At 63.4% G+C, this 21,180-nt stretch carries 24 protein-coding genes; 10 read left to right on the top strand and 14 right to left on the bottom strand.

The genetic code is table 11. From position 1 onward, the window contains the following. Window positions 1-36: 36 nt before the first annotated feature. Genes rsmD through M5C56_RS27860 form a run of 3 tightly spaced genes read right to left on the bottom strand, consistent with a single transcriptional unit; the run spans window position 37 to window position 3,490 of the window. Window positions 37-651, bottom strand: coding sequence for a 16S rRNA (guanine(966)-N(2))-methyltransferase RsmD (rsmD, locus tag M5C56_RS27850; RefSeq protein ID WP_103494453.1), 615 nt, complete (start codon window positions 649-651; stop codon window positions 37-39). Continuing rightward, on the bottom strand, window positions 651-2,141 hold the full coding sequence (locus tag M5C56_RS27855) for a pitrilysin family protein (protein ID WP_103494452.1): 1,491 nt from the start codon (window positions 2,139-2,141) through the stop codon (window positions 651-653). The genes rsmD and M5C56_RS27855 overlap by 1 nt, the downstream gene beginning before the upstream one ends. Next, the gene (locus M5C56_RS27860; protein WP_103494451.1) at window positions 2,138-3,490 is read right to left on the bottom strand and encodes a pitrilysin family protein; all 1,353 of its coding nucleotides are present in this window, start codon (window positions 3,488-3,490) and stop codon (window positions 2,138-2,140) included. Before M5C56_RS27860 ends, M5C56_RS27855 begins: the two co-directional genes overlap by 4 nt. A 174-nt stretch (window positions 3,491-3,664) precedes the next feature. On the opposite strand from M5C56_RS27860, the gene ftsY reads away from it, so the two are divergent. The 4 genes from ftsY to rpoH all read left to right on the top strand — a co-directional run bounded on the left by ftsY (window position 3,665) and on the right by rpoH (window position 7,838). Then, entirely contained in the window at window positions 3,665-5,167 is a 1,503-nt protein-coding gene (ftsY, locus tag M5C56_RS27865) for a signal recognition particle-docking protein FtsY (protein ID WP_103494450.1), read from the top strand. Next, window positions 5,164-5,835, top strand: a complete 672-nt coding sequence (ftsE, locus tag M5C56_RS27870) for a cell division ATP-binding protein FtsE (protein ID WP_100944599.1) — start codon at window positions 5,164-5,166, stop codon at window positions 5,833-5,835. Before ftsY ends, ftsE begins: the two co-directional genes overlap by 4 nt. Further along, window positions 5,832-6,854 carry a permease-like cell division protein FtsX gene (ftsX, locus tag M5C56_RS27875; RefSeq protein WP_103494449.1) on the top strand — a complete coding sequence of 341 codons (1,023 nt, stop codon included), beginning with the start codon at window positions 5,832-5,834 and terminating at the stop codon, window positions 6,852-6,854. Before ftsE ends, ftsX begins: the two co-directional genes overlap by 4 nt. A 129-nt stretch (window positions 6,855-6,983) precedes the next feature. Beyond that, window positions 6,984-7,838 carry an RNA polymerase sigma factor RpoH gene (gene rpoH, locus M5C56_RS27880; protein WP_100944601.1) on the top strand — a complete coding sequence of 285 codons (855 nt, stop codon included), beginning with the start codon at window positions 6,984-6,986 and terminating at the stop codon, window positions 7,836-7,838. 186 nt (window positions 7,839-8,024) lie between these two features. Here the strand turns inward: rpoH and mtgA are convergent, their stop codons facing one another. Beyond that, window positions 8,025-8,747 (bottom strand): monofunctional biosynthetic peptidoglycan transglycosylase, encoded by a 723-nt coding sequence (gene mtgA, locus M5C56_RS27885; RefSeq protein WP_103494448.1) that lies wholly within the window; start codon window positions 8,745-8,747, stop codon window positions 8,025-8,027. Between the two features lie 70 nt (window positions 8,748-8,817). Here mtgA and M5C56_RS27890 point away from each other — a divergent pair, with 70 nt between their 5' ends. The 4 genes from M5C56_RS27890 (at window position 8,818) to trmB (ending at window position 11,077) form a co-directional block, all read left to right on the top strand. After that, the gene (locus M5C56_RS27890) at window positions 8,818-9,195 is read left to right on the top strand and encodes a DUF423 domain-containing protein (RefSeq protein WP_103494447.1); all 378 of its coding nucleotides are present in this window, start codon (window positions 8,818-8,820) and stop codon (window positions 9,193-9,195) included. Between the two features lie 86 nt (window positions 9,196-9,281). Continuing rightward, complete coding sequence (gene thiS, locus M5C56_RS27895; protein ID WP_100944604.1) at window positions 9,282-9,482, top strand: sulfur carrier protein ThiS; 201 nt, start codon at window positions 9,282-9,284, stop codon at window positions 9,480-9,482. Window positions 9,483-9,547: 65 nt separating this feature from the next. After that, window positions 9,548-10,342: a thiazole synthase gene (locus tag M5C56_RS27900; protein WP_100944605.1), complete on the top strand. Its 795-nt coding sequence runs from the start codon at window positions 9,548-9,550 to the stop codon at window positions 10,340-10,342. A 9-nt stretch (window positions 10,343-10,351) separates the two neighbouring features. Next, window positions 10,352-11,077, top strand: coding sequence for a tRNA (guanosine(46)-N7)-methyltransferase TrmB (gene trmB, locus M5C56_RS27905; protein WP_103494446.1), 726 nt, complete (start codon window positions 10,352-10,354; stop codon window positions 11,075-11,077). A 269-nt stretch (window positions 11,078-11,346) separates the two neighbouring features. Here the strand turns inward: trmB and M5C56_RS27910 are convergent, their stop codons facing one another. The 9 genes from M5C56_RS27910 to M5C56_RS27950 form a co-directional block, all read right to left on the bottom strand. Then, on the bottom strand, window positions 11,347-11,670 hold the full coding sequence (locus tag M5C56_RS27910) for a DUF3392 domain-containing protein (protein WP_060781995.1): 324 nt from the start codon (window positions 11,668-11,670) through the stop codon (window positions 11,347-11,349). A 9-nt stretch (window positions 11,671-11,679) separates the two neighbouring features. Further along, the gene (hemW, locus tag M5C56_RS27915; RefSeq protein WP_247263402.1) at window positions 11,680-12,819 is read right to left on the bottom strand and encodes a radical SAM family heme chaperone HemW; all 1,140 of its coding nucleotides are present in this window, start codon (window positions 12,817-12,819) and stop codon (window positions 11,680-11,682) included. A 59-nt stretch (window positions 12,820-12,878) separates the two neighbouring features. Further along, complete coding sequence (gene rdgB / locus M5C56_RS27920; RefSeq protein WP_103494444.1) at window positions 12,879-13,475, bottom strand: RdgB/HAM1 family non-canonical purine NTP pyrophosphatase; 597 nt, start codon at window positions 13,473-13,475, stop codon at window positions 12,879-12,881. Continuing rightward, window positions 13,472-13,906, bottom strand: coding sequence for a DUF4426 domain-containing protein (locus M5C56_RS27925; RefSeq protein ID WP_103494443.1), 435 nt, complete (start codon window positions 13,904-13,906; stop codon window positions 13,472-13,474). Before M5C56_RS27925 ends, rdgB begins: the two co-directional genes overlap by 4 nt. A 26-nt stretch (window positions 13,907-13,932) precedes the next feature. After that, a complete protein-coding gene (metW, locus tag M5C56_RS27930) occupies window positions 13,933-14,553 on the bottom strand; it encodes a methionine biosynthesis protein MetW (protein WP_103494442.1) in 621 nt (206 codons plus the stop codon). A gap of 7 nt (window positions 14,554-14,560) precedes the next feature. Next, complete coding sequence (locus M5C56_RS27935; RefSeq protein WP_103494441.1) at window positions 14,561-15,700, bottom strand: homoserine O-acetyltransferase; 1,140 nt, start codon at window positions 15,698-15,700, stop codon at window positions 14,561-14,563. A 77-nt stretch (window positions 15,701-15,777) separates the two neighbouring features. Further along, window positions 15,778-16,368, bottom strand: a complete 591-nt coding sequence (locus M5C56_RS27940) for a YggT family protein (protein ID WP_103494440.1) — start codon at window positions 16,366-16,368, stop codon at window positions 15,778-15,780. Between the two features lie 18 nt (window positions 16,369-16,386). Further along, window positions 16,387-17,205 carry a pyrroline-5-carboxylate reductase gene (proC, locus tag M5C56_RS27945; RefSeq protein WP_103494439.1) on the bottom strand — a complete coding sequence of 273 codons (819 nt, stop codon included), beginning with the start codon at window positions 17,203-17,205 and terminating at the stop codon, window positions 16,387-16,389. Between the two features lie 33 nt (window positions 17,206-17,238). Next, window positions 17,239-17,925 carry a YggS family pyridoxal phosphate-dependent enzyme gene (locus M5C56_RS27950; protein ID WP_103494438.1) on the bottom strand — a complete coding sequence of 229 codons (687 nt, stop codon included), beginning with the start codon at window positions 17,923-17,925 and terminating at the stop codon, window positions 17,239-17,241. Between the two features lie 56 nt (window positions 17,926-17,981). Between M5C56_RS27950 and M5C56_RS27955 the strand changes: the two genes are divergently transcribed. Both M5C56_RS27955 and M5C56_RS27960 read left to right on the top strand, forming a co-directional pair. Next, on the top strand, window positions 17,982-19,016 hold the full coding sequence (locus M5C56_RS27955; protein ID WP_103494437.1) for a type IV pilus twitching motility protein PilT: 1,035 nt from the start codon (window positions 17,982-17,984) through the stop codon (window positions 19,014-19,016). A 64-nt stretch (window positions 19,017-19,080) separates the two neighbouring features. After that, complete coding sequence (locus tag M5C56_RS27960; protein WP_103494436.1) at window positions 19,081-20,187, top strand: PilT/PilU family type 4a pilus ATPase; 1,107 nt, start codon at window positions 19,081-19,083, stop codon at window positions 20,185-20,187. A gap of 179 nt (window positions 20,188-20,366) precedes the next feature. On the opposite strand, the gene M5C56_RS27965 is transcribed toward M5C56_RS27960, so the two are convergent. After that, on the bottom strand, window positions 20,367-21,020 hold the full coding sequence (locus tag M5C56_RS27965) for a C40 family peptidase (RefSeq protein ID WP_103494435.1): 654 nt from the start codon (window positions 21,018-21,020) through the stop codon (window positions 20,367-20,369). Between the last annotated feature and the right edge of the window lie 160 nt (window positions 21,021-21,180).

The raw sequence follows: 21,180 nt of genomic DNA on the forward strand, positions 1-21,180 counted from the left end.
GGGCGGCCCGAGGCTTGGCTCGAACCGCCGCTCAGGTTATTGGCTGGCTACGCTGCGGTGCCATAGCGCGTAGTGGACACGCCCGGACTTCTGCTCGCGGTGCAGGCGCCAGTTGCCCGGCAGGCCGAGGCCCGAGGGGGCGTTTTCGCTCTCGGTGTAGACCCAGGCGTCGTCGGCCAGCCACTGGCGCTCTTCCAGCAGGGCGCAGATGCCGGGCAGCAGGTTCTGGTTGAACGGCGGGTCGAGGAACACCAGGTCGAAGGCCGTGGCCGCCTGGGTTTCCAGGTAGCGCATGGCGTCGGCGGTCTGCACCTGGCCGACGCTGCAACGCAGGGTGCCCAGGTGTTCGCGCAGGTTGGCCACCGCCAGGTTGCTGGCGTCCAGTGCCTGGCCCATGGCCGCGCCACGGGACAGGGCCTCGAGGAACAGGGCGCCGCTACCGGCGAACGGGTCGAGCACCTTGGCCCCGGCGACATAGGGCGCCAGCCAGTTGAACAGGGTTTCGCGCACCCGGTCCGGGGTCGGCCGCAGCCCCGGGACATCCGGGAAGCTCAGGCGTCGGCTGCGCCATTCGCCACCGATGATACGCAGTTGATTCACACCGTTATGGGGGTGAGCGGGTTTCTTGCTGGGACGCGATGGGCTGGCCATTAATGCTCCGGAACCCCGAGCGGCTGCTCGGCGGGTTTGTCAGTCGGTGGCGGCAGGGGCTTTTGCGGCACCGTGGGCCCTGCGGTGACGACGATCATCTTGTCGACACTCAGGTGTTTGTTCATGGCGGACTTGATCTGCTCGACGGTCAGCGCCTGGGTCTGTTGCACGAAGTTTTCCAGGTAGTCGAGCGGCAGGTCATAGAAACCCATCAGGCCCAGTTGGCCGACGATGCTGCTGTTGCTCGCATTGGAAAGCGGGAAGCTGCCGGCCATTTCGCGCTTGGCGTCGTCGACTTCCTTCTGGGTCGGGCCGTTTTTCAGGTAGTCGGCGATCACGTCGTCCACCAGCTTGAGCGTGCCTTCGCTCATTTCGGCGCGGGTCTGCAGGTTGATCTGGAACGGGCCGCGGGCCTGCATCGGCGAGAAGCCCGAATAGACACCATAGGTCAGGCCGCGTTTTTCCCGCACTTCGCTCATCAGACGGGTGCCGAAACCGCCGCCGCCGAGGATCTGGTTGCCCAGGGACAGGGCCGCGTAGTCCGGGTCGGTGCGGTCGATGCCCTGTTGGGCCATCAGGATGGTGGTCTGCTTGGACGGGAACTCGATATGCCCGACGCCGGCTTTCGGTTCGGCCGGCTGGGCGATCTTCGGCAAGGCCGGGCCCTTGGGCAGGGCGGCGGAGACCTGGCTGGCGATGCCTTCGGCTTCGCTGCGAGACAGATCACCGACCAGCGCGATCACCACGTTGCCGGCCGCGTAGGCCTTGGCGTGGAAGGCGCGCAACTGTTCCAGGGTGATCGGCGGGATGCTCTGTGCCGTGCCTTCGCTGGGATGCGCGTAGGGATGATCGCCATACAGGCGCTTGGACAAGTCCAGGCTCGCCAGCTTGCCGGGATTCTGCTTCTGGTATTCGAAGCCGGCCAGCAGCTGGTTCTTGATCCGCGCCAGGGAGTCGGCGGGGAAGGTCGGCTTGCCCACCACCTCGGCGAACAGCTTCAGTGCCGGCTCGCGTTTGTCCGGGGCGCTGAGGCTGCGTAGCGAAGCAATCGCCATGTCCTTGTAGGAACCGTTGCCGAAGTCAGCCCCGAGGCCTTCGAAACCCTGGGCGATGGCACCGACGTTCTTGCCGGCCACGCCTTCGTTGAGCATGGCGTTGGTCAGCGCGGCGAGGCCCGAGGCGTTGCCGTCCTGGCTGCTGCCGGCGGCGAAGGTCAGGTTCAGGTTGAACATCGGCAGTTCATGGGCTTCGACGAACAGCACCTTGGCGCCTTCGGCGGTTTTCCAAGTCTGTACGTTCAGGCTGCGGTGCGCCGGCGCCTTGCCGTCCAGCTCCGCCAGCGATTGCAGCTTGTGGCCGGACTTGGCAGCGTCCAGGGCCTGGCTGGCCTGGGTATTACGCGCATCGAACAGATAAAAGCCGATACCGCCCGCCGCGACGGCGAGGGTCAGGGCGAGCAGGGCGAAACGTGGCCCCTTGGACTGACTCATTGGGCGCTCTCCTCGGGCAATACATGGGCGACGCTGAGGCGCTCGCGGGTGAAATAGGTACGGGCGGCTTTCTGCAGATCCTGCGGCGTGACGCTTTGCAGGTCGGCCAGTTCGGTGTCCATCATTTTCCAGGACAGGCCGACGGTTTCCAGGATGCCGATGGCGCTGGCCTGGCTGGTGATGGAGTCACGTTCGTAGACCAGGCCGGCGATCACCTGGGCACGTACGCGTTCCAGCTCTTCGGCGCTCGGTGCCTGGGTTTTCAGTTGGTCGAGCAGGCGCCAGAGGCCGGCCTCGGTGTCGGCCAGGGTTTTTTTCTTCTGGCTGTTGGGGGTGGCCGAAAGCAGGAACAGGGTGTCGCCACGGGTGTAGGCGTCGTAGCTCGACGAGCCGCCGGAGATCAGCTCTTCGCCACGCTCCAGTTGCGACGGCAGGCGCGCACTGTAGCCGCCGTCGAGCAGGGCGGCGATCAGGCGCAGGGCGGTGACCGAACGCTTGTCTTCGGCGGTGGCGAAGCTCGGCACGTTGAAGGCGAGCATCAGGCTCGGCAACTGGGTCTTCACATGCAGGGTGATCAGGCGTTCGCCGGGCTCGTCGAGTTCCCGCGGGATCTTCGCCGGCGGTGTGTCACGCCGGGGGATGGCGCCGAAATAGCGTTGGGCCAGGGTTTTGACTTCATCCGGGGTGACGTCGCCGACCACCACCAGGGTGGCGTTGTTCGGCACATACCAGGACTGGTACCAGTGGCGCAGTTCTTCGACCTTCATACGATCGAGGTCGGCCATCCAGCCGATGGTCGGCGTGTGGTAGCCGCTGGCCGGGTAGGCCATCGCCTTGAAGCGCTCGAAGGCCTTGCCCATGGGCTTGTCGTCGGTGCGCAGGCGGCGCTCTTCCTTGATGACTTCGATTTCCCGGCTGAACTCGTCGGCCGGCAGGCGCAGGCTGGCCATGCGGTCGGCTTCCAGCTCCAGGGCCACGCCCAGGCGGTCGCGGGCCAGGACCTGGTAATAGGCGGTGTAGTCGTCGCTGGTGAACGCGTTTTCTTCCGCGCCGAGGTCCCGCAGGATCAGCGAGGCTTCGCCCGGGCCGACCTTGGAGCTGCCCTTGAACATCATGTGTTCCAGGGCGTGGGACAGGCCGGTCTGGCCCGGGGTTTCGTAGCTCGAGCCGACCTTGTACCAGATCTGCGAGACCACCACGGGCGCGCGGTGATCCTCGCGCACGACGACCTTCAAACCGTTGTCGAGGGTGAATTCGTGGGTCGGTTGCGGGTCGGCGGCCAAGGCGGCCAGGGGTAGGCAAAGCGTGCTGAGCAACAGGCCAGCGGCACGGCGGGCTAGAGCATTCATTCGTTTTCAAACCTGTAGTACGGCCCGCGTGATCTTAGCGTCGGCGGGCGAGGAGGTGCTAGGATACTGCGTTGCGCGCGAACAATCTGGTCAAAAGGCAGTCTGTTGCGCATCAGAATATTATTTGCCGAAGCGCCACCTTGGCGCGTCGCTACCGTGAGATAGCCGTCCTCCATGTTTGGTTCCAACGACGACAAGAAGACCCCAGCCCCGGCTGGCGAGAAAAAAAGCCTGTTCGGCTGGCTGCGTAAAAAACCGCAGGAAGCCGTCGTCGAACAGCCACAACCTACCCCCGAGGCCACGCCCGCGCCAGTGAGCGAGGCATTGCCGGTGGCTGCCGAGCCGTTGCCGTTCAGCGTGCCGGTGGTTGAAACGCCGGCCGTCGCGCCGGTTGCCCCGGTGCATGAGCCCTGGCCGAGCCTGCCCGTGGCCGAGGAGCCGGTGGCCCTGGTCGAGGATGTTCAGGCACCGCATATCACCCCGCCGATCCCGCTGACGGCTGTTGCGCCGGTCGCTGAAGTGGCCGCACCTGAACCGTTCATCGCCGGACCGGTGCCAGCGCCGGTCATTGCGCCGATTGTCGAAGCTCCAGCTCCAGCTCCAGCTCCAGTCTCTGCACCTGCACCTGCACCTGCACCAGTCCCGGCACCCGCGCCGGTCGTGGCGCCTGTGGTTGTTCCGGCGCCGGTTGCGGTGGCTGAACCGGTGACTGCCGAACCGGCCAAGCCCGTTTCCGAAGAGACCAAGGTCGGCTTCTTTACCCGCCTCAAACAGGGCCTGTCCAAGACCAGCGCCAGCATTGGCGAAGGTATGGCCAGCCTGTTCCTGGGCAAGAAGGCCATTGACGACGACCTGCTCGAAGAGCTGGAAACCCGCCTGCTGACCGCCGACGTGGGTGTTGAAGCCACCTCGGTGATCATCCAGAGCCTGACCCAGAAAGTCGCCCGCAAGCAGTTGACCGACAGCGACGCGCTCTACGCCTCGTTGCAGGCCGAGCTGACCGCGATGCTCAAGCCGGTCGAACAGCCGCTGAAGATCGATTCGCAGCACAAACCCTTCGTGATCCTGGTAGTGGGCGTCAACGGCGCCGGCAAGACCACCACCATCGGAAAACTGGCGAAGAAGCTGCAGCTCGACGGCAAGAAAGTCATGCTGGCGGCGGGCGACACCTTCCGCGCGGCGGCGGTGGAGCAACTGCAGGTGTGGGGTGAGCGCAACCAGATTCCGGTCATCGCCCAGCACACCGGTGCCGATTCGGCTTCGGTAATCTTCGATGCGGTACAGGCGGCCAAGGCCCGCGGTATCGACGTGCTGATCGCCGACACCGCCGGTCGCCTGCACACCAAAGACAACCTGATGGAAGAACTGAAGAAGGTCCGTCGGGTGATTGCCAAGCTCGACGTAGACGCGCCCCACGAGGTGCTGCTGGTGCTCGACGCCGGGACTGGGCAGAACGCCATTAACCAGGCCAAGCAATTCAACCAGACGGTCCAGCTGACCGGCCTGGCATTGACTAAGCTCGATGGGACCGCCAAGGGCGGGGTGATCTTTGCCCTGGCCAAGCAGTTTGGCCTGCCGATTCGTTACATCGGCGTCGGCGAAGGGATCGACGATCTGCGTACCTTCGAAGCCGAACCCTTTGTCCAGGCCCTTTTCGCTGAGCGGGAGCATTCATGATTCGTTTCGAACAGGTCGGTAAACGCTATCCGAACGGTCATGTCGGCTTGCATGAACTGAGCTTTCGGGTGCGTCGTGGTGAATTCCTGTTCGTGACCGGGCATTCCGGCGCGGGCAAAAGTACTTTGTTGCGCCTGCTGCTGGCGATGGAGCGTCCGACCACTGGCAAACTGCTGCTGGCCGGGCAGGACCTGGGTCAGATCAGCAACGCGCAGATTCCGTTCCTGCGCCGGCAGATCGGCGTGGTGTTCCAGAACCACCAGTTGCTGTTCGATCGCACCGTGTTCAACAACGTCGCCTTGCCGTTGCAGATCCTCGGCCTGTCCAAGGCCGAGATCGTCAAGCGGGTGGATTCGGCCCTGGAGCGCGTGGCCCTGTCGGACAAGACCGACCTCTACCCCGGCGATCTTTCCACCGGCCAGCAACAGCGTGTCGGTATTGCCCGTGCCATCGTCCATCGCCCGGCCTTGCTGCTGGCGGACGAACCCACCGGTAACCTCGACCCGCGCCTGGCGGCGGAAATCATGGGCGTGTTCGAAGACATCAACCGCCTGGGCACCAGCGTGCTGATCGCCAGCCACGACCTGGCCCTGATCGCCCGCATGCGCCACCGCATGCTGACCCTGCAACGCGGCCGATTGATCGGCGACGGGGAGGCCGGCGAATGAGTGCGACTCGCAGCCCCAAGGTAGCCGAACGCGTGGCCCCGAAAGCCAGCGACCCGCAGCCGCCGAAGAAAAAACGCAACGAAGACGACGGTCCGGACTTCGGCACCCTGCTCAGCGCCTGGATCGAAAGCCATCGCGCCAGCCTGGTGGACAGCCTGCGCCGCCTGGGCAAGCAGCCGATCGGCAGCTTCTTTACCTGCCTGGTGATGGCCGTGGCCCTGAGCCTGCCCATGGGCTTGTCGCTGCTGCTGAACAATGTCGAGCGACTGGGTGGCTCCTGGCAGCGCGCGGCGCAGATCTCCCTGTACCTGCAACTGGATGCCAGCCCGACCGAAGGCGCGCACCTCAGCGAACAGATCAAGGCCATGCCCGGCGTCGCGGATGCCGAGTACATCAGCAAGGAAAAGGCCCTGGACGAGTTCCAGCAGCAGTCGGGCCTGGGCGAAGCCCTCAAGGAATTGCCGCAGAACCCCCTGCCGGGGGTGGTGCTGGTGACGCCGAACGAAGTCGACAAGGCGACATTGGAAGCCCTGCGCCAGCGCCTGGCCGAGTTGCCCAAGGTGCAACAGGCGCAACTGGACCTGGTCTGGGTCGAGCGTCTGGCGGCTATTCTCAAGCTGGGCGACCGCTTTGTCTTCGGCCTGACGGTGCTGCTGGTGTCTGCATTACTTTTGGTGATAGGCAATACCATTCGTCTTCATATTGAAAACCGCCGCACCGAGATCGAAGTGATTAAACTGGTCGGCGGCACTGATAGCTATGTGCGTAGGCCTTTTCTCTATATGGGCGCGCTTTATGGCTTTGGTGCCGGGTTTTTGTCCTGGGGAGTGCTGGCTTACGGCCTGAACTGGCTGAATGACGCGGTGGTCGGGCTGGCCGGTCTCTACGGCAGCGACTTTTCCCTGGCCGGTGTGCCGGTGGCCGATGGTCTGTCATTGTTGCTTGGGGCGGTGCTCTTGGGGTATATCGGTGCTTGGATTGCGGTCGCACGGCATTTACGTGAGCTGGCACCGAAGTAGTTAATGTCAGATTAATGTGGTTTCGTTTGTATTGACCGTATTGGTGGTTTAGGGAACTTGTCCTACGGTTCCCGGTCAATTTTCGCAGTGCATCACTGCACGAGTTATGTGAGTCGGAGGTTTTTTCGTATGACCACTTCTTTGCAACCTGTCTACGCGTTGGTCCCGGGTGCGAACCTGGAAGCCTACGTGAACACGGTGAACAGCATTCCCTTGCTGACGCCGGAGCAGGAGCGTGAACTGGCCGAGAGTCTCTATTATGAGCAGGATCTTGGGGCGGCTCGGCAGATGGTGCTCGCCCACCTGCGTTTTGTCGTCCATATCGCCCGTAGCTATTCCGGCTACGGGCTGGCCCAGGCTGACCTGATCCAGGAAGGCAACGTCGGCCTGATGAAGGCCGTGAAGCGCTTCAACCCGGAAATGGGTGTGCGCCTGGTGTCGTTTGCCGTGCACTGGATCAAGGCGGAAATCCACGAGTTCATCCTGCGCAACTGGCGCATTGTGAAAGTGGCCACCACCAAGGCCCAGCGCAAGCTGTTCTTCAACCTGCGTAGCCAGAAAAAGCGTCTGGCCTGGCTGAACAACGAGGAAGTCCACCGCGTGGCTGAAAGCCTCGGCGTGGAACCCCGTGAAGTGCGCGAGATGGAAAGCCGGCTGACCGGCCAGGACATGGCCTTCGACCCGGCGGCGGAAGCCGACGACGACAGTGCTTTCCAGTCTCCGGCCAATTACCTGGAAGACCACCGGTATGACCCGGCGCGTCAGCTGGAGGATGCCGATTGGAGCGAAAACTCCAACAGCAACCTGCATGAAGCCCTGGAAGTGCTCGACGAGCGCAGCCGCGACATTCTCTACCAGCGCTGGTTGGCGGAAGAGAAAGCCACGCTGCACGACCTGGCGCAGAAGTACAACGTTTCGGCCGAGCGGATTCGCCAGCTGGAAAAGAGCGCGATGAACAAGCTGAAGTTGTCGATTGCCGCTTGAGCACTGAAGCAATAAAAAACGCCCCGATCTGATCGGGGCGTTTTTGTTTCGACGTTCGAAATTTTCGGCGTCTGGACAGGCCTCATCGCGAGCAAGCTTGCTCCTACAGGGCCAGCGTCGTTCACAACATTGTGGCTCGCCGCCAACACTGTAGGAGCAAGCTTGCTCGCGATGAGGCCGTGGAGATCACAACGCCCAGGGTGCCTTGCGCGAGTTGTTCAGCCCGCTCAGGTACTCATCCCCACCCAACTGGCTCATCTGCTGGCGAATCCAGCCCGCCCGGCGCGCCACGTAGGTGCTCGGGTGACTGGCGCTCCATTCCCGCGGATTGGGCAGCACCGCCGCCAGCAAGCTGGCCTGCTGGCGCGACAGGCCCGCCGCGCTCACGCCGAAGTGATGCCGCGCCGCCGCTTCCGCGCCGAACACGCCGTCGTCCCACTCCACGCTGTTCAGGTACACCTCGAGAATCCGCTGCTTGGGCCACGTCAGTTCGATCAGCGCGGTAAACCAGGCTTCCAGCCCTTTACGCAAATAACTGCGCCCCGACCACAGGAACAGGTTCTTCGACACCTGCTGGCTCAAGGTGCTGGCGCCGCGAATCGAACCGCCGCGCTCGTTGTGTTCAAACGCGGCCTGGATCGCATCGAAGTCGAACCCCCAGTGCTCAGGGAATTTCTGGTCCTCGCCGGCCATTACCGCCACTTTCAACTCGTCGGAGATCTGTTCCCACGGGCGCCAGCTGCGTTGCAGGTCAATGGGCTCGCCATCGGTCCAGGACTCGATCTTGCGTTCGACCATCAGCGCGGTCCCGGGCGGCGGCACCCAACGAAACAGCAGCACCAGCAACACACTGCCGATGGCGAACCATTTCAGGACGGTGACGAGGCGGCGGAAAAGGAATGACAACATAGAGATGGCTTGGCCGGGGCGTGGGAGCGGGCCATTATACAGACCCTGTGCCCCCTGAATGGAGTTCGTCATGTTGCGTGGTTTTTTGCTGCTGGCCGCCTTTTTCGGTTTTACCGGCGTCGCCCTCGGTGCCTTTGCCGCCCACGGCCTGAAAGACCGCCTGAGCGCGGAGTACTTGGCGATCTTCCACACCGGGGTGACCTATCAGCTGGTGCACGCCCTCGCGCTGTTCGGCGTGGCGCTGTTGGCGACCCATATTCCGGGGCGTCTGGTCACCTGGGCCGGCCTGTCGTTCGCCTTCGGGATTATCCTGTTCTCCGGCAGCCTGTATCTGTTGACCCTGACCGGTGTGAGCAAGTTGGGCATCATCACCCCGTTCGGCGGCCTGGGCTTCCTGATCGGCTGGTTCTGCCTCGGTCTGGCCGCCTGGCGCCTGCAGGCGGCTTGAGCTGACCGCCAGGTCGACGAATGGCTTGGGTCGCCCGGACTGATCGGGCTAGAATGCTGACCCCTAAAAATGATGGCAGCCGGCGCATGCGCATTCAATTGAACGGTGAACCCTTTGAACTGCCCGATGGCGAGACCGTCGCGGCGTTGCTGGCCCGGCTCGACCTGGTCGGGCGGCGGGTGGCGGTGGAGCTGAACCTGGATATCGTCCCGCGCAGCCAGCATGCCGACACCGCCCTGCGTGAAGGCGATCAGGTCGAAGTGGTACACGCTATTGGTGGCGGTTAATCGCCCCTGCAGTCCCACGCCCTGATCCACCCTGCAAGCCCTCAACCTTTCAAGAGGATTTCCGAATGAGCACTGTTCGCAGCGACAAGCCCTTCGTGCTGGCCGGCCGTACCTATCAGTCCCGTCTGCTGGTGGGTACCGGCAAATACCGCGACATGGAAGAAACCCGCCTGGCCATCGAGGCCTCGGGGGCCGAGATCGTCACCGTGGCCGTGCGCCGGACCAATCTGGGGCAGAACCCGGGCGAACCGAACCTGCTGGATATCCTGCCGCCGGATCGCTACACCATCCTGCCGAATACCGCCGGTTGCTACGACGCCATCGAAGCCGTGCGCACCTGCCGCCTGGCCCGTGAGCTGCTGGACGGCCACAACCTGGTGAAGCTGGAAGTCCTGGCCGACCAGAAAACCCTGTTCCCCAACGTGATCGAAACCCTCAAGGCCGCCGAAGTGCTGGTCAAGGAAGGTTTCGACGTGATGGTCTACACCAGCGATGACCCGATCATCGCCCGGCAACTGGCGGAAATCGGCTGCATCGCGGTCATGCCGCTGGCCGGCCTGATCGGCACGGGCCTGGGGATCTGCAACCCGTACAACCTGCAGATCATCCTCGAAGAAGCCAAGATCCCGGTGCTGGTGGATGCCGGTGTCGGTACCGCCTCCGACGCCACCATTGCCATGGAACTGGGTTGCGAGGCGGTGCTGATGAACTCGGCCATCGCCCACGCCCAGCAGCCGATCCTGATGGCCGAAGCCATGAAACACGCCATCGTTGCCGGTCGCCTGGCCTACCTCGCCGGTCGCATGCCGAAAAAACTCTATGCCAGCGCTTCCTCGCCGCTGGATGGTCTGATCAAGTAAGAGCCTTTGATGACTGAATCGAACGACACGCCAATCCAGCCGGAAGAAGGCGAAGAGCGCCAACACCGCCGTATCAAGAGTTTCGTGATGCGCGCCGGGCGCATGACCGAAGGCCAGCAGAAGGGCCTGGAGCAGGGCACGCCGCTGTTCGTCCTGCCGCTGGCCGATGCGCCGGTGGATTTCGACCAGGTGTTTGGTCGTTCCGCGCCACGCTCGCTGGAAATCGGCTTCGGCATGGGCCATTCCCTGCTGGAGATGGCGGCGGCGGCACCCGAGCAGGACTTTATCGGTGTGGAAGTGCACCGTCCGGGTGTTGGCGCGCTGCTCAATGGCGTGCTGACCCAGGGTTTGAAAAACCTGCGGGTCTACGACTGCGACGCCATTGAAGTGCTCAACCGCTGCGTGGCGGACAACAGCCTGGATCGGCTGATGCTGTTTTTCCCGGATCCGTGGCACAAGAGCCGTCACCACAAGCGGCGTATCGTCCAGGCGTCCTTTGCCGAGCTGGTGCGCAGCAAGCTGAAGGTCGGCGGGATTTTGCATATGGCCACCGATTGGGAGCCGTATGCCGAATACATGCTGGAAGTGATGAGCGTCGCCCCGGGTTATCGCAACCTGGCCGAAGACGGCAAATGCGTGCCGCGTCCGGCGGAGCGCCCGATCACCAAGTTCGAACGCCGTGGCGAACGATTGGGGCATGGGGTGTGGGACCTGAAGTTCGAGAAATTGGCCTGAGGCCTATGGCGGTGAGGTGAGCCGGAGCCTGTGCTCACTCATATCGCAACCCTTGTAGGAGCCTGGCTTGCCAGCGATGAGGCCCTCGGCATCGCCAAAAGCTTCGCGGGCAAGCCCTGCTCCTACAGATTTTTGGTGTGCGCAGGATTTGTGTACGACACCGTACTGTAGGAGCAGGGCTTGCCCGCGAAGAGGCCCGTGAGGCCGCTAAAGGCTCCGGACCAATCGAGCGTCGACCGGCCGCTCCTACAGGCTGTGGTGCTTTCCAATCAGCGCCGATCCGCCACCACCCCGATCAACACCAGCACCACCAACAACACCGGCGCCAGGCTGTAGTTGTTGAACTGGCTCAAGCCGCGCACCACCCAGGGCGTGGCGTAGATCAAGGCCGCGCCGCTGCCGATCATGCACAGCAGGGCCAGCAGCGGTACGCGCAAGGCACCGGCGATGCTGCCCAGGCGTTGATCGATCCAACCCTTGATATCCGCGCCAAACAGCACCAGCAGGCAGCCCACCAGCGCCAGGGCGATTTCCGACAGGTTGCTGCGACTCCAGCGTGACACCGTGGCGAGCAGGTCGAGTACCAGGTCCATGGGGTTTCCTTAGGTCAAAAAGTATTGCAGCAGGTCGTTGAGAAACAGCTGCCCGCGGTCGGTGGCCGCCAGGCGTGACGGTTCGACCTGCAACAGGCCACTTTGTTCGGCCTCGGCGCGTGCTTCGTTCAAGCTGTCGAGACTAAGCCCGGTACGTTGCGCAAACAAGACGGCGTCAACGCCCTCGGTCAGGCGCAGGGCATTCATCAGGAACTCGAACGGCAGCTCTTCGTTGGCCAGGGCTTTCTCCCCGGCCTGGAAGGCCTTGGCCGGGTTCAGGTAGTCCTTCGGCAGGCGGGTTTTCCAGGTCCGGACGATGCGCCCGTCCGGGTGGCTGAGTTTGCCATGGGCGCCGGCACCGATACCGATGAAATCGCCGAAGCTCCAGTAGTTGAGGTTATGTCGCGCCGCCCGCCCGGGCTGGGCATAGGCCGAGACTTCGTACTGGGCGTAGCCGTGCTCGGCCAACAGCGCCTGGCCGGCTTCCTGGATATCCCACAGGGTGTCGTCTTCCGGCAGGGTCGGCGGCTGGTTCCAGAACACCGTGTTCGGCTCCAGGGTGAGCTGGTACCAGGACAGGTGCGTGGGCTTCAAGGCAATGGCCTGGCGCAGATCAGCCAGGGCATCTTCCAGGGACTGCTCCGGCAAACCGTGCATCAGGTCCAGGTTGAAGTTGTCGAACCCGGCCTGGCGCGCCATATCCGCCGCCCGCACGGCTTCGCCGCCGGTATGGATGCGGCCGAGGGCCTTGAGCTTGTCTTCCTGGAAACTCTGGATACCGATGGACAGCCGATTGATGCCCAACTGGCGATAGGCGATGAATTTTTCCTGCTCGAAGGTCCCGGGGTTGGCTTCCAGGGTGATTTCGATATCGCCGGCAAACGGAATACGCGCCTCGACGCCCTTGAGCAAACGCCCCAGCGCCGGGGCGCTGAACAGGCTGGGCGTGCCGCCGCCGAAGAAGATCGAACTCAATTCACGGCCATACACCGCGTGCAGGTCCTGGTCGAGGTCGGCCAGCAGTGCGTCGACATACTCCTCTTCCGGCAGCACCGGGCTGGCGGTGTGGGAGTTGAAGTCGCAATACGGGCATTTGCGCACGCACCAGGGGATATGGATATACAGCGCCAGGGGCGGCAACTGCGCCATGGCCGCCCGAGGGATTGGCGCGCTGCCGTGGATCAGCGGCGGCGCTACGTGGGGCTGGGTCATTTCAGGCCCAGGCGCTGGCGCAACAGGGCCATGGCGCGGGCGCGGTGGCTGAGCTGGTTTTTCTCGACCGGACCCAGTTCGGCGCTGGAGCAGTCACGCTCCGGCACCCAGAACAACGGGTCGTAGCCAAAACCGTGCTCGCCGCTGGCGGCGGTGAGGATGCGCCCGTGCCACAGGCCTTCGCAGAGAATCGGCAGCGGGTCATCGGCATGCCGCACCAGGGCCAGCACGCAGACGAACTGCGCGCCGCGCTCGGCGGTGGGGACGTCCTTCAGGGCCTCGAGCAGCTTGGCGTTGTTCGCCGCATCGCCCTGGCCATCGGCGTAGCGGGCCGAATAGATACCCGGCGCACCGCCGAGGAAGTCCACCGCCAGCCCGGAATCGTCGGCCAGCGCCGGCAGGCCGGAAATGCGTGACGCATTACGGGCTTTCAGGATGGCGTTTTCGACGAACGACAGACCGGTTTCTTCCGGCTCGACGCTGCTGAACTCACCGATCGAGCGCAGTTGCACCGACCCACCGAGCATGGCCTGGAGTTCTTTGAGTTTGCCGGCGTTGTGGCTGGCCAGTACCAGTTGGCTGAAGTTCATCATTCGCCTGGGAAAAGTTCCTGATTGAAGCTGAAAGTGTGGGCATCACCGCCGGCGGTGACGGTGATTTCGAAGATGCGGTTTTCCTGCTGCGGTACCGGGTATTGCGCCAGGTAGTAGACGGCGCCCTGCTCGGTAATCTGCTTGAAGTTCAGTGTGACGCTCTTGCCGGTCAGGTCCTTCACATTGCCGCTGACCTGGGCGACCAGCGGTTTGCCGGCCTTGGCCACCGAGATGTTGATCACACCCTGGTCCTTGCTGCGTACCAACTCCGCACGCTGGGCAGTGTCCGGCTGAATATAGGTAGAGTTGAAGGTGTTGTAGTGCACGGTGAGGTCACCGAAGACTTCCTGGCGCTCGCCCTTGATGGCATCGGCGGCCATGGCCGTGACGCCGAAGCAGGCCGCCACTAGAAACACAATTGAACGCAGCATGATCATTCTCCTCGAGACAGTGCGGTTTATACCGCGATCTGGTGATCGCTGAGACCTGGGCTGCTGACGCGATAAATGCCGATCTCACCTAATAGATTAGGCCATAGCTTACTGGCCCACCCATGGCGGTGCTGTTGATCCACGGCAAGCCGGTTGATCACCTTGGCGGTTCGCTCGCGGCACAGTGCCTCGAAGTCCTCGAAGGTGCAGAAGTGGATGTTCGGCGTGTTGTACCAGGTGTACGGGAGGAATTCCGAAACCGGCATCCGACCCTTGCTCGCCAGGTACCAGCGGCAGCGCCAGTGACCGAAGTTGGGGAAGGTGATGATGCACTGGCGCCCGACCCGGAGCATTTCGTCGAGGATCTTGTCCGGGTAGTGCACGGCTTGCAGGGCCTGGGTCATGACCACGATATCGAAGCTGTTGCTGGCAAAGTTGCCGAGGCCCTTGTCCAGGTCCTGCTCGATGACGTTGATGCCCTTGGCCACGCAGGTGGCGATGTTCTCCGGGTCGTTTTCCAGGCCGTAGCCGGTGACCTGCTTGTTGTCCCGCAGCCAGGCCAGCAGTTCGCCGTCGCCGCAGCCGAGGTCGAGCACGCGGCTGCCAGCGGGGATCCAGTCTTGGATGATTTCCAGGTCGGCTCTCATGGCGTCCTCACAGCGTAATTCGGTTCATGTAGTTGCCGAACGCCTGCAGGTAACGCGGGATCGGGATCAGGAAGGCGTCATGGCCTTGTGGTGCGTCGATTTCCAGGTAGCAGACGTCCTTGCGCGCGGCCATCAACGCATCGACGATTTCCCGCGAGCGGGCCGGCGAGAAACGCCAGTCGGTGGTGAAGGACATCACGCAGAAGCGGGCCGTGGCACCGGCGAAGGTTCGCGCCAGGTCATCGTTGAAGTTGGCCGCCGGGTCGAAGTAGTCCAGGGCCTTGGTCATCAACAGGTAGGTGTTGGCGTCAAAACGCCCGGAAAACTCCTCGCCCTGGTAACGCAGGTAGCTCTCGACCTGGAACTCCACGCTGTGGAAGTCGTAGTTGAGCTTTTCGCTCTTGAGTCCGCGGCCGAATTTCTCGCCCATGGAGTCATCGGACAGGTAGGTGATGTGCCCGACCATGCGCGCCAGCATCAGGCCACGCTTGGGGATCACGCCTTTTTCCTGGAACGAGCCGCCGTGGAATTCCGGATCGGTGAGGATTGCCTGGCGCGCCACTTCGTTGAAGGCGATGTTCTGCGCCGACAACTTGGGGGCCGAGGCGATGGCGACGCAATGGCGTACGCGATCGGGGAAGGTGATGCTCCATTGCATGGCCTGCATGCCGCCCAGGCTGCCGCCGATCACCGCGGCCCACTGGCCGATGCCCAGGCGGTCGGCGAGGTGGGCCTGGCTGTGGACCCAGTCTTCCACGGTCAGCACCGGGAAATCGGCGCCGAAGGGACGGCCGGTCTCGGGGTTGATGCTGCTCGGGCCGGTGGAGCCGTTGCAGCCGCCAAGGTTGTTAAGGCTGACGACAAAGAACTTGTTGGTGTCGATGGGCTTGCCGGGGCCGATACAGCTGTCCCACCAGCCGGGCTTGCGCTCGTCGGGGCTGTGGAAACCGGCGGCGTGGTGATGGCCGGAAAGGGCATGGCAGATCAGCACGGCATTGCTCGCCGCGGGATTGAGGGTGCCGTAGGTTTCGTAGATCAGGTCGTAGGCCGGCAGGGAACGGCCGCAGGCCAGGGCCAGGGGCTCGCTGAAATGTGCTGTTTGCGGCACGACCAGCCCGACGGAATCGTGGGGAAAGACAGTGGACATCGACCCTGCTCACGCTTGAATGAGGCGTAAGTCTAATGAGCGGGGGGAGCAGCGGCAAGCGCCGCTCCCACAGTTGATCAGATCAAGCGGAACAGCACTTCCGGCATGCCGCTCATGACCGCCAGCGGCGGAATCACATAGCTCTGGATCAACTGGATCACCAGGAACGCCAGGATCGGCGAGATATCCAGGCCACCCAGGTTCGGCACGATCTTGCGGAACGGCGCCAGGGCCGGTTCGCTGATCTGGAATACCAGCTCGGCCGCCGGGCTATGGCTGCCGGGCGCGACCCAGGAGAGGATCACGCTGATGATCATGGCGAAGAAGAACACCTTGAGGAACAGCGAGGTGATGCCGATGACCGCCCAGATCAGCAGGTAGGCGATATTGCCGGTGACGCCGTAGCTGAGCAGCAGGATCACCGCCATCAGCAGCATCTGCACGACAATCGCCAGCACCAGCGAGGACATGTCCAGGCCGAACAGGCTTGGAATGATCCGGCGCAGGGGCTTGAGCAGGGGTTGCGTGGCTTTCACGGTGAACTGGCAGAGCGGGTTGTAGAAGTTGGCCCGGACCAGTTGCAGGATGAAACGCAGCAGGATCACCAACAGATACAGGCTGCCCAGGGTTTGAATGACAAAAATGGCAGCGCTATTGAATGCAAACATTAAGGGTTCCCTCGAGGATTACTGACCGAGTTGCTCGGCCATTTCGGCCGAACGGTGGGCGGCGGCGCCAAGCGCCTTTTCTACCAGGGCTTCGAAGCCGCCGGCCTGGAACGTCTTGATCGCGGCTTCCGTGGTGCCGGCCGGCGAGGTCACGCGACGGCGCAGCTCGGCGGCCTCGACGTCACTGGAGACGGCCATATGGGCGGCGCCCAGGGCGGTCTTCAGGGTCAGTTGGCTGGCGATGTCACGGGGCAGGCCGAGTTTCTCGCCGGCGGCGGTCATGGCTTCGATCAGCAGGAAGAAGTACGCCGGGCCGCTGCCGGACACGGCGGTCACCGCGTCCAGTTGCTGTTCTTCGTCCAGCCAGAAGGCACTGCCGACGGCCGACAGCAGGGTTTGCGCCTGTTGGCGCTGTTCGGCGGACACCTGTGCAGTGGCGAACAGGCCGCTGACGCCCTGGCGCAGCAGCGCCGGGGTGTTCGGCATGCAGCGCACGATCGGTTGCTCGCCCAGCCAGCGGTTCATGCTCGCGCAGGTGATACCGGCGGCAATCGACACCACCAGTTGATGGGGCTTCAGGCTGGGACGCAAGGCTTCGCACACGGCCTTCATGGCTTGCGGCTTGACCGCCAGCACCACCACATCCGCGCCGAGGATGGCCTCGGCGTTGTCGGCGAACACTTCAATACCGTGTTCGGCCTGGACCCGGGCGCGGGTCTCGGCGCCGGGATCGCTGGCGCGAATCAGCGCGGCGTCCAGGCCCTCGGCACGCAGGCCGCCGATCAGGCTGGCCGCCATGTTGCCGGCGCCGATGAAAGTGATTCGATTCTTGCTCATGACGGATCCTTAAGACGAGTGTGTGAGGCCATGTCAGGCCTGGCCATAATCGCGGGCGCCAAACAGCGCGGTACCGATCCGCACCCAGGTGGCGCCTTGGGCAATGGCCGACTCGAGATCGTGGCTCATGCCCATGGAAAGTGTGTCGAGCGGCAGGTTGAGGCTGTCTTGCAAAGTCCGCACGGTGGCGAACGCGGCGTCTTGTTCGGCACGCTCTTCGGTCGGTTCGGGGATCGCCATCAGCCCGCGCAGCTTCAGGTTCGGCAAGGCGCTGATGGCCGCGGCCAGGGCCGGCAGGTCGGCCGGGGCGCAGCCGGACTTGCTGGCCTCGCCGCTGACATTGACCTGGATGCAGATATTCAGTGGCGCCAGGTCAGCCGGGCGCTGTTCGGACAGGCGTTGTGCGATTTTCAGGCGATCCACGGAGTGCACCCAATCGAAATGCTCGGCGATGGCGCGAGTCTTGTTCGATTGAATGGGGCCGATAAAGTGCCAGCACAAGGGCAGGTCGGTCAATTCGGCCTGTTTGCCCAGGGCTTCCTGCAGGTAATTCTCGCCGAAGTCCCGCAGGCCCGCGGCATGGGCTTCGCGCACGGCGGCGGCGGGCTTGGTCTTGCTCACGGCGAGCAGGCCGATGCTGGCGCTGTCGCGGCCGGCGGCCTGTGCAGCGGCAGCGATGCGGGCTGCAACGGTGGTGATGTTGTCTGCTATCGTGGTCATTCAAATTCGCCAGCAGGTCAAAAGTCTGCGGCATTCTACCTGTATTGGGGAGCCTCATGGATATCACCGAGCTGCTGGCCTTTAGCGCCAAACAGGGCGCGTCGGACTTGCACCTCTCGGCGGGCCTGCCGCCGATGATCCGGGTCGACGGCGATGTACGGCGGATCAACCTGCCGGCGCTGGACCACAAGCAGGTCCACGACCTGATCTACGACATCATGAACGACCGCCAGCGCAAGGACTACGAGGAGTTCCTGGAGACCGACTTCTCCTTCGAAGTGCCGGGCGTGGCGCGCTTCCGGGTCAACGCCTTCAACCACAACCGCGGGTCGGGCGCGGTGTTCCGCACCATTCCCTCGAAAGTCCTGACCATGAGCGACCTGGGCATGGGCGAGGTGTTTCGCAAGATCACCGAGGTGCCGCGCGGGCTGGTGCTGGTGACCGGGCCGACCGGCTCGGGCAAGTCGACCACCCTGGCGGCGATGATCGACCACCTGAACAACAACAAGCATCACCATATCCTGACCATCGAGGACCCGATCGAATTCGTCCACGAGTCGAAGAAGTGCCTGGTCAACCAGCGTGAAGTGCATCGCGACACCCAGAGTTTCTCCGCGGCCCTGCGTTCGGCCCTGCGGGAGGACCCGGACGTGATCCTGGTGGGCGAGATGCGCGACCTGGAAACCATCCGCCTGGCGCTGACCGCCGCGGAAACCGGTCATCTGGTGTTCGGCACGCTGCACACCACCTCGGCGGCCAAGACCATCGACCGGGTGGTCGACGTGTTTCCGGCGCAGGAGAAGTCGATGGTTCGCTCGATGCTCTCCGAATCCCTGCAGGCGGTGATTTCCCAGAGCCTGCTGAAGAAGGTCGGCGGGGGGCGTATCGCCGCCCACGAGATCATGCTCGGCACCCCGGCGATCCGGAACCTGATCCGCGAGGACAAGGTGGCGCAGATGTACTCCTCGATCCAGACCGGCGGCTCGCTGGGCATGCAGACCCTGGACATGTGCCTCAAGGAGCTGCTGACCAAGGGCCTGATCACCCGAGACAATGCCCGGGAGAAGGCGAAGATCCCGGACAACTTCTGACGCGAACCCCCGTGAGCTTCTACGCTGTCACACAGGTGTGTGCCTGATTCGACGCGGAGAAGCCATGGAGTTCGAGAAACTGCTGCGCCTGATGGTCGAGAAGGGCGCTTCCGACCTGTTTATCACCCCGGGCCTGCCGCCGTCGCTCAAGGTCAACGGCCAGATCCTGCCGGTGACCCGCGTCCCGCTGACCCAGGAACAGGCCCAGGACGCGGTGTTCGGCCTGATGAGCGAACGTCAGAAGCTCGACTTCATCCACCTGCACGAATGCAATTTCGCCATCCATCCCAAGGGCATTGGCCGGTTCCGCGTCAGCGCCTTTTACCAGCGCAGCCAACCGGGCATGGTGTTGCGGCGCATCGAGACGCGGATTCCCGAGCTGGCCACGCTGAAGCTGCCGCCGATCATCGAGCAACTGGCACTGCTCAAGCGCGGGCTGGTGATGCTGGTCGGGGCCACCGGCACCGGCAAGTCGACCACCCTGGCAGCGATGATCGGCCACCGCAACCAGCAGGGCAGCGGCCATATTGTCACGGTCGAGGACCCCATCGAGTTCGTCCATGAGCACCAGAACTGCATCATTACCCAGCGCGAAGTGGGGATCGACACCGATTCCTACGAGGTGGCGCTGAAAAACACCCTGCGCCAGGCCCCGGACCTGATCATGATCGGCGAAGTGCGCACCCGGGAGACCATGGGCCATGCCCTGGCGTTCGCGGAAACCGGGCACCTGTGCCTGGCGACCCTGCATGCGCCGAATGCCGACCAGGCGCTGGAGCGGATCATCAACTTCTTTCCCGTGGACCGGCACCCGCAGATCTGGATGGAGCTGTCCCTCAACCTGCGGGCGATTGTCGCCCAGCAGTTGATTCCGACCCGGGATGGCCAGGGACGGCGGGCGGTGGTGGAAGTGCTGCTGAATACGCCGCTGATGGCCGACCTGATTCGCAAGGGCGAGATCAAGGAGCTCAAGGCGTTGATGAAACGCTCGACCGAACAGGGGATGCAGACCTTGGACCAGGCGTTGTATGCATTGCATCAGGAGGGGGCGATCAGCTACCGCGATGCATTGGCGTATGCGGATTCAGCCAATGACTTGCGGCTGATGATCAAGTTGGAGAAGGGGGCGGGTGGTGCGGGGGCGGATAGCTTGAGCCTGGGGCCGGCCTAGGAGCCTTGTGGTGGCTGTTCTGACGCCTTCGCGGCGGTGCGGCGACCCGACAAGCCCTGCTCCTACAGTACGTCGTCGTTCACCGATTTTGTAAACGACGCAACACTGTAGGAGCAGGGCTTGCCCGCGAAGAGGCCCTCGAGAGCGCCCAAAGCATCACAGGCGCACCACGAATCCAATCAGCGCTGCACAACCCGCATATGGTTCTGCTCTTTCGGGATCACGCGCTTGGCAATCACGTAATGGCTGTCCCAGTACGGCTTCTTCAGCGTGTCGATGGTCACCGACTTGCCGCGACGCGGTGCGTGGATAAACCGGTCGTTGCCCAGGTAGATGGCCACGTGGTTGACCTTGCGGCTCTTGAGGGTGAAGAACAGCAGGTCGCCCGGCTTGAGGTCCTTGCGCGCGACTTTCTGCCCGTGGCCGGCGGCCATGGCATTGGACGTGCGCGGCAGATCACTGGCCGCTACGCCGTTGAAGGCATACTTGACCAGGCCGCTGCAGTCGAAGCCCTTGCTCGGGCTGCTGCCGCCCCAGCGATAGGGCGTACCCAACACGTTCACCGCACGGCTGAGCACGGCGCTGCTCTGCTTGGCGTTCGGTGCGGCCGGATTGATGGCCACCACGCTATCATGGCGGGCTTTGCCATGGCTGCCGTGCTTGCCAGGGCGCTTGACCACAGGGGCGGTCAGATCGGTAGCATGGGCAACGGTAGCCGGTGATTTGGCAGTGTGACCGTTGACGGAAGGAAGACGTTGCTCACGGTTGGTGGCGTGGGCGGCCAGTGGCATTAATAGGCAGATGGTTAGCCATGTCTTGAAAAATGGTCGCATTAGGCAAGGCTCTAAATAGGTAATCGCGCAACTTTATAACAGCTTTTTGGTCACTTCTGGGCCCGTTTGTCGAATCAATACAGGGGTTTAAAGTGGCCTGCGGCTGTGAAATCCGACCCACGAGTCACGTGAAAGTCAGGCCCCACAAGGCTTTCAGCGA

Origin of the sequence: Pseudomonas sp. MWU13-2862, from assembly GCF_023242495.1 — a bacterium.
In the GTDB taxonomy this organism is placed as follows: Bacteria; Pseudomonadota; Gammaproteobacteria; order Pseudomonadales; family Pseudomonadaceae; genus Aquipseudomonas; species Aquipseudomonas gingeri_D.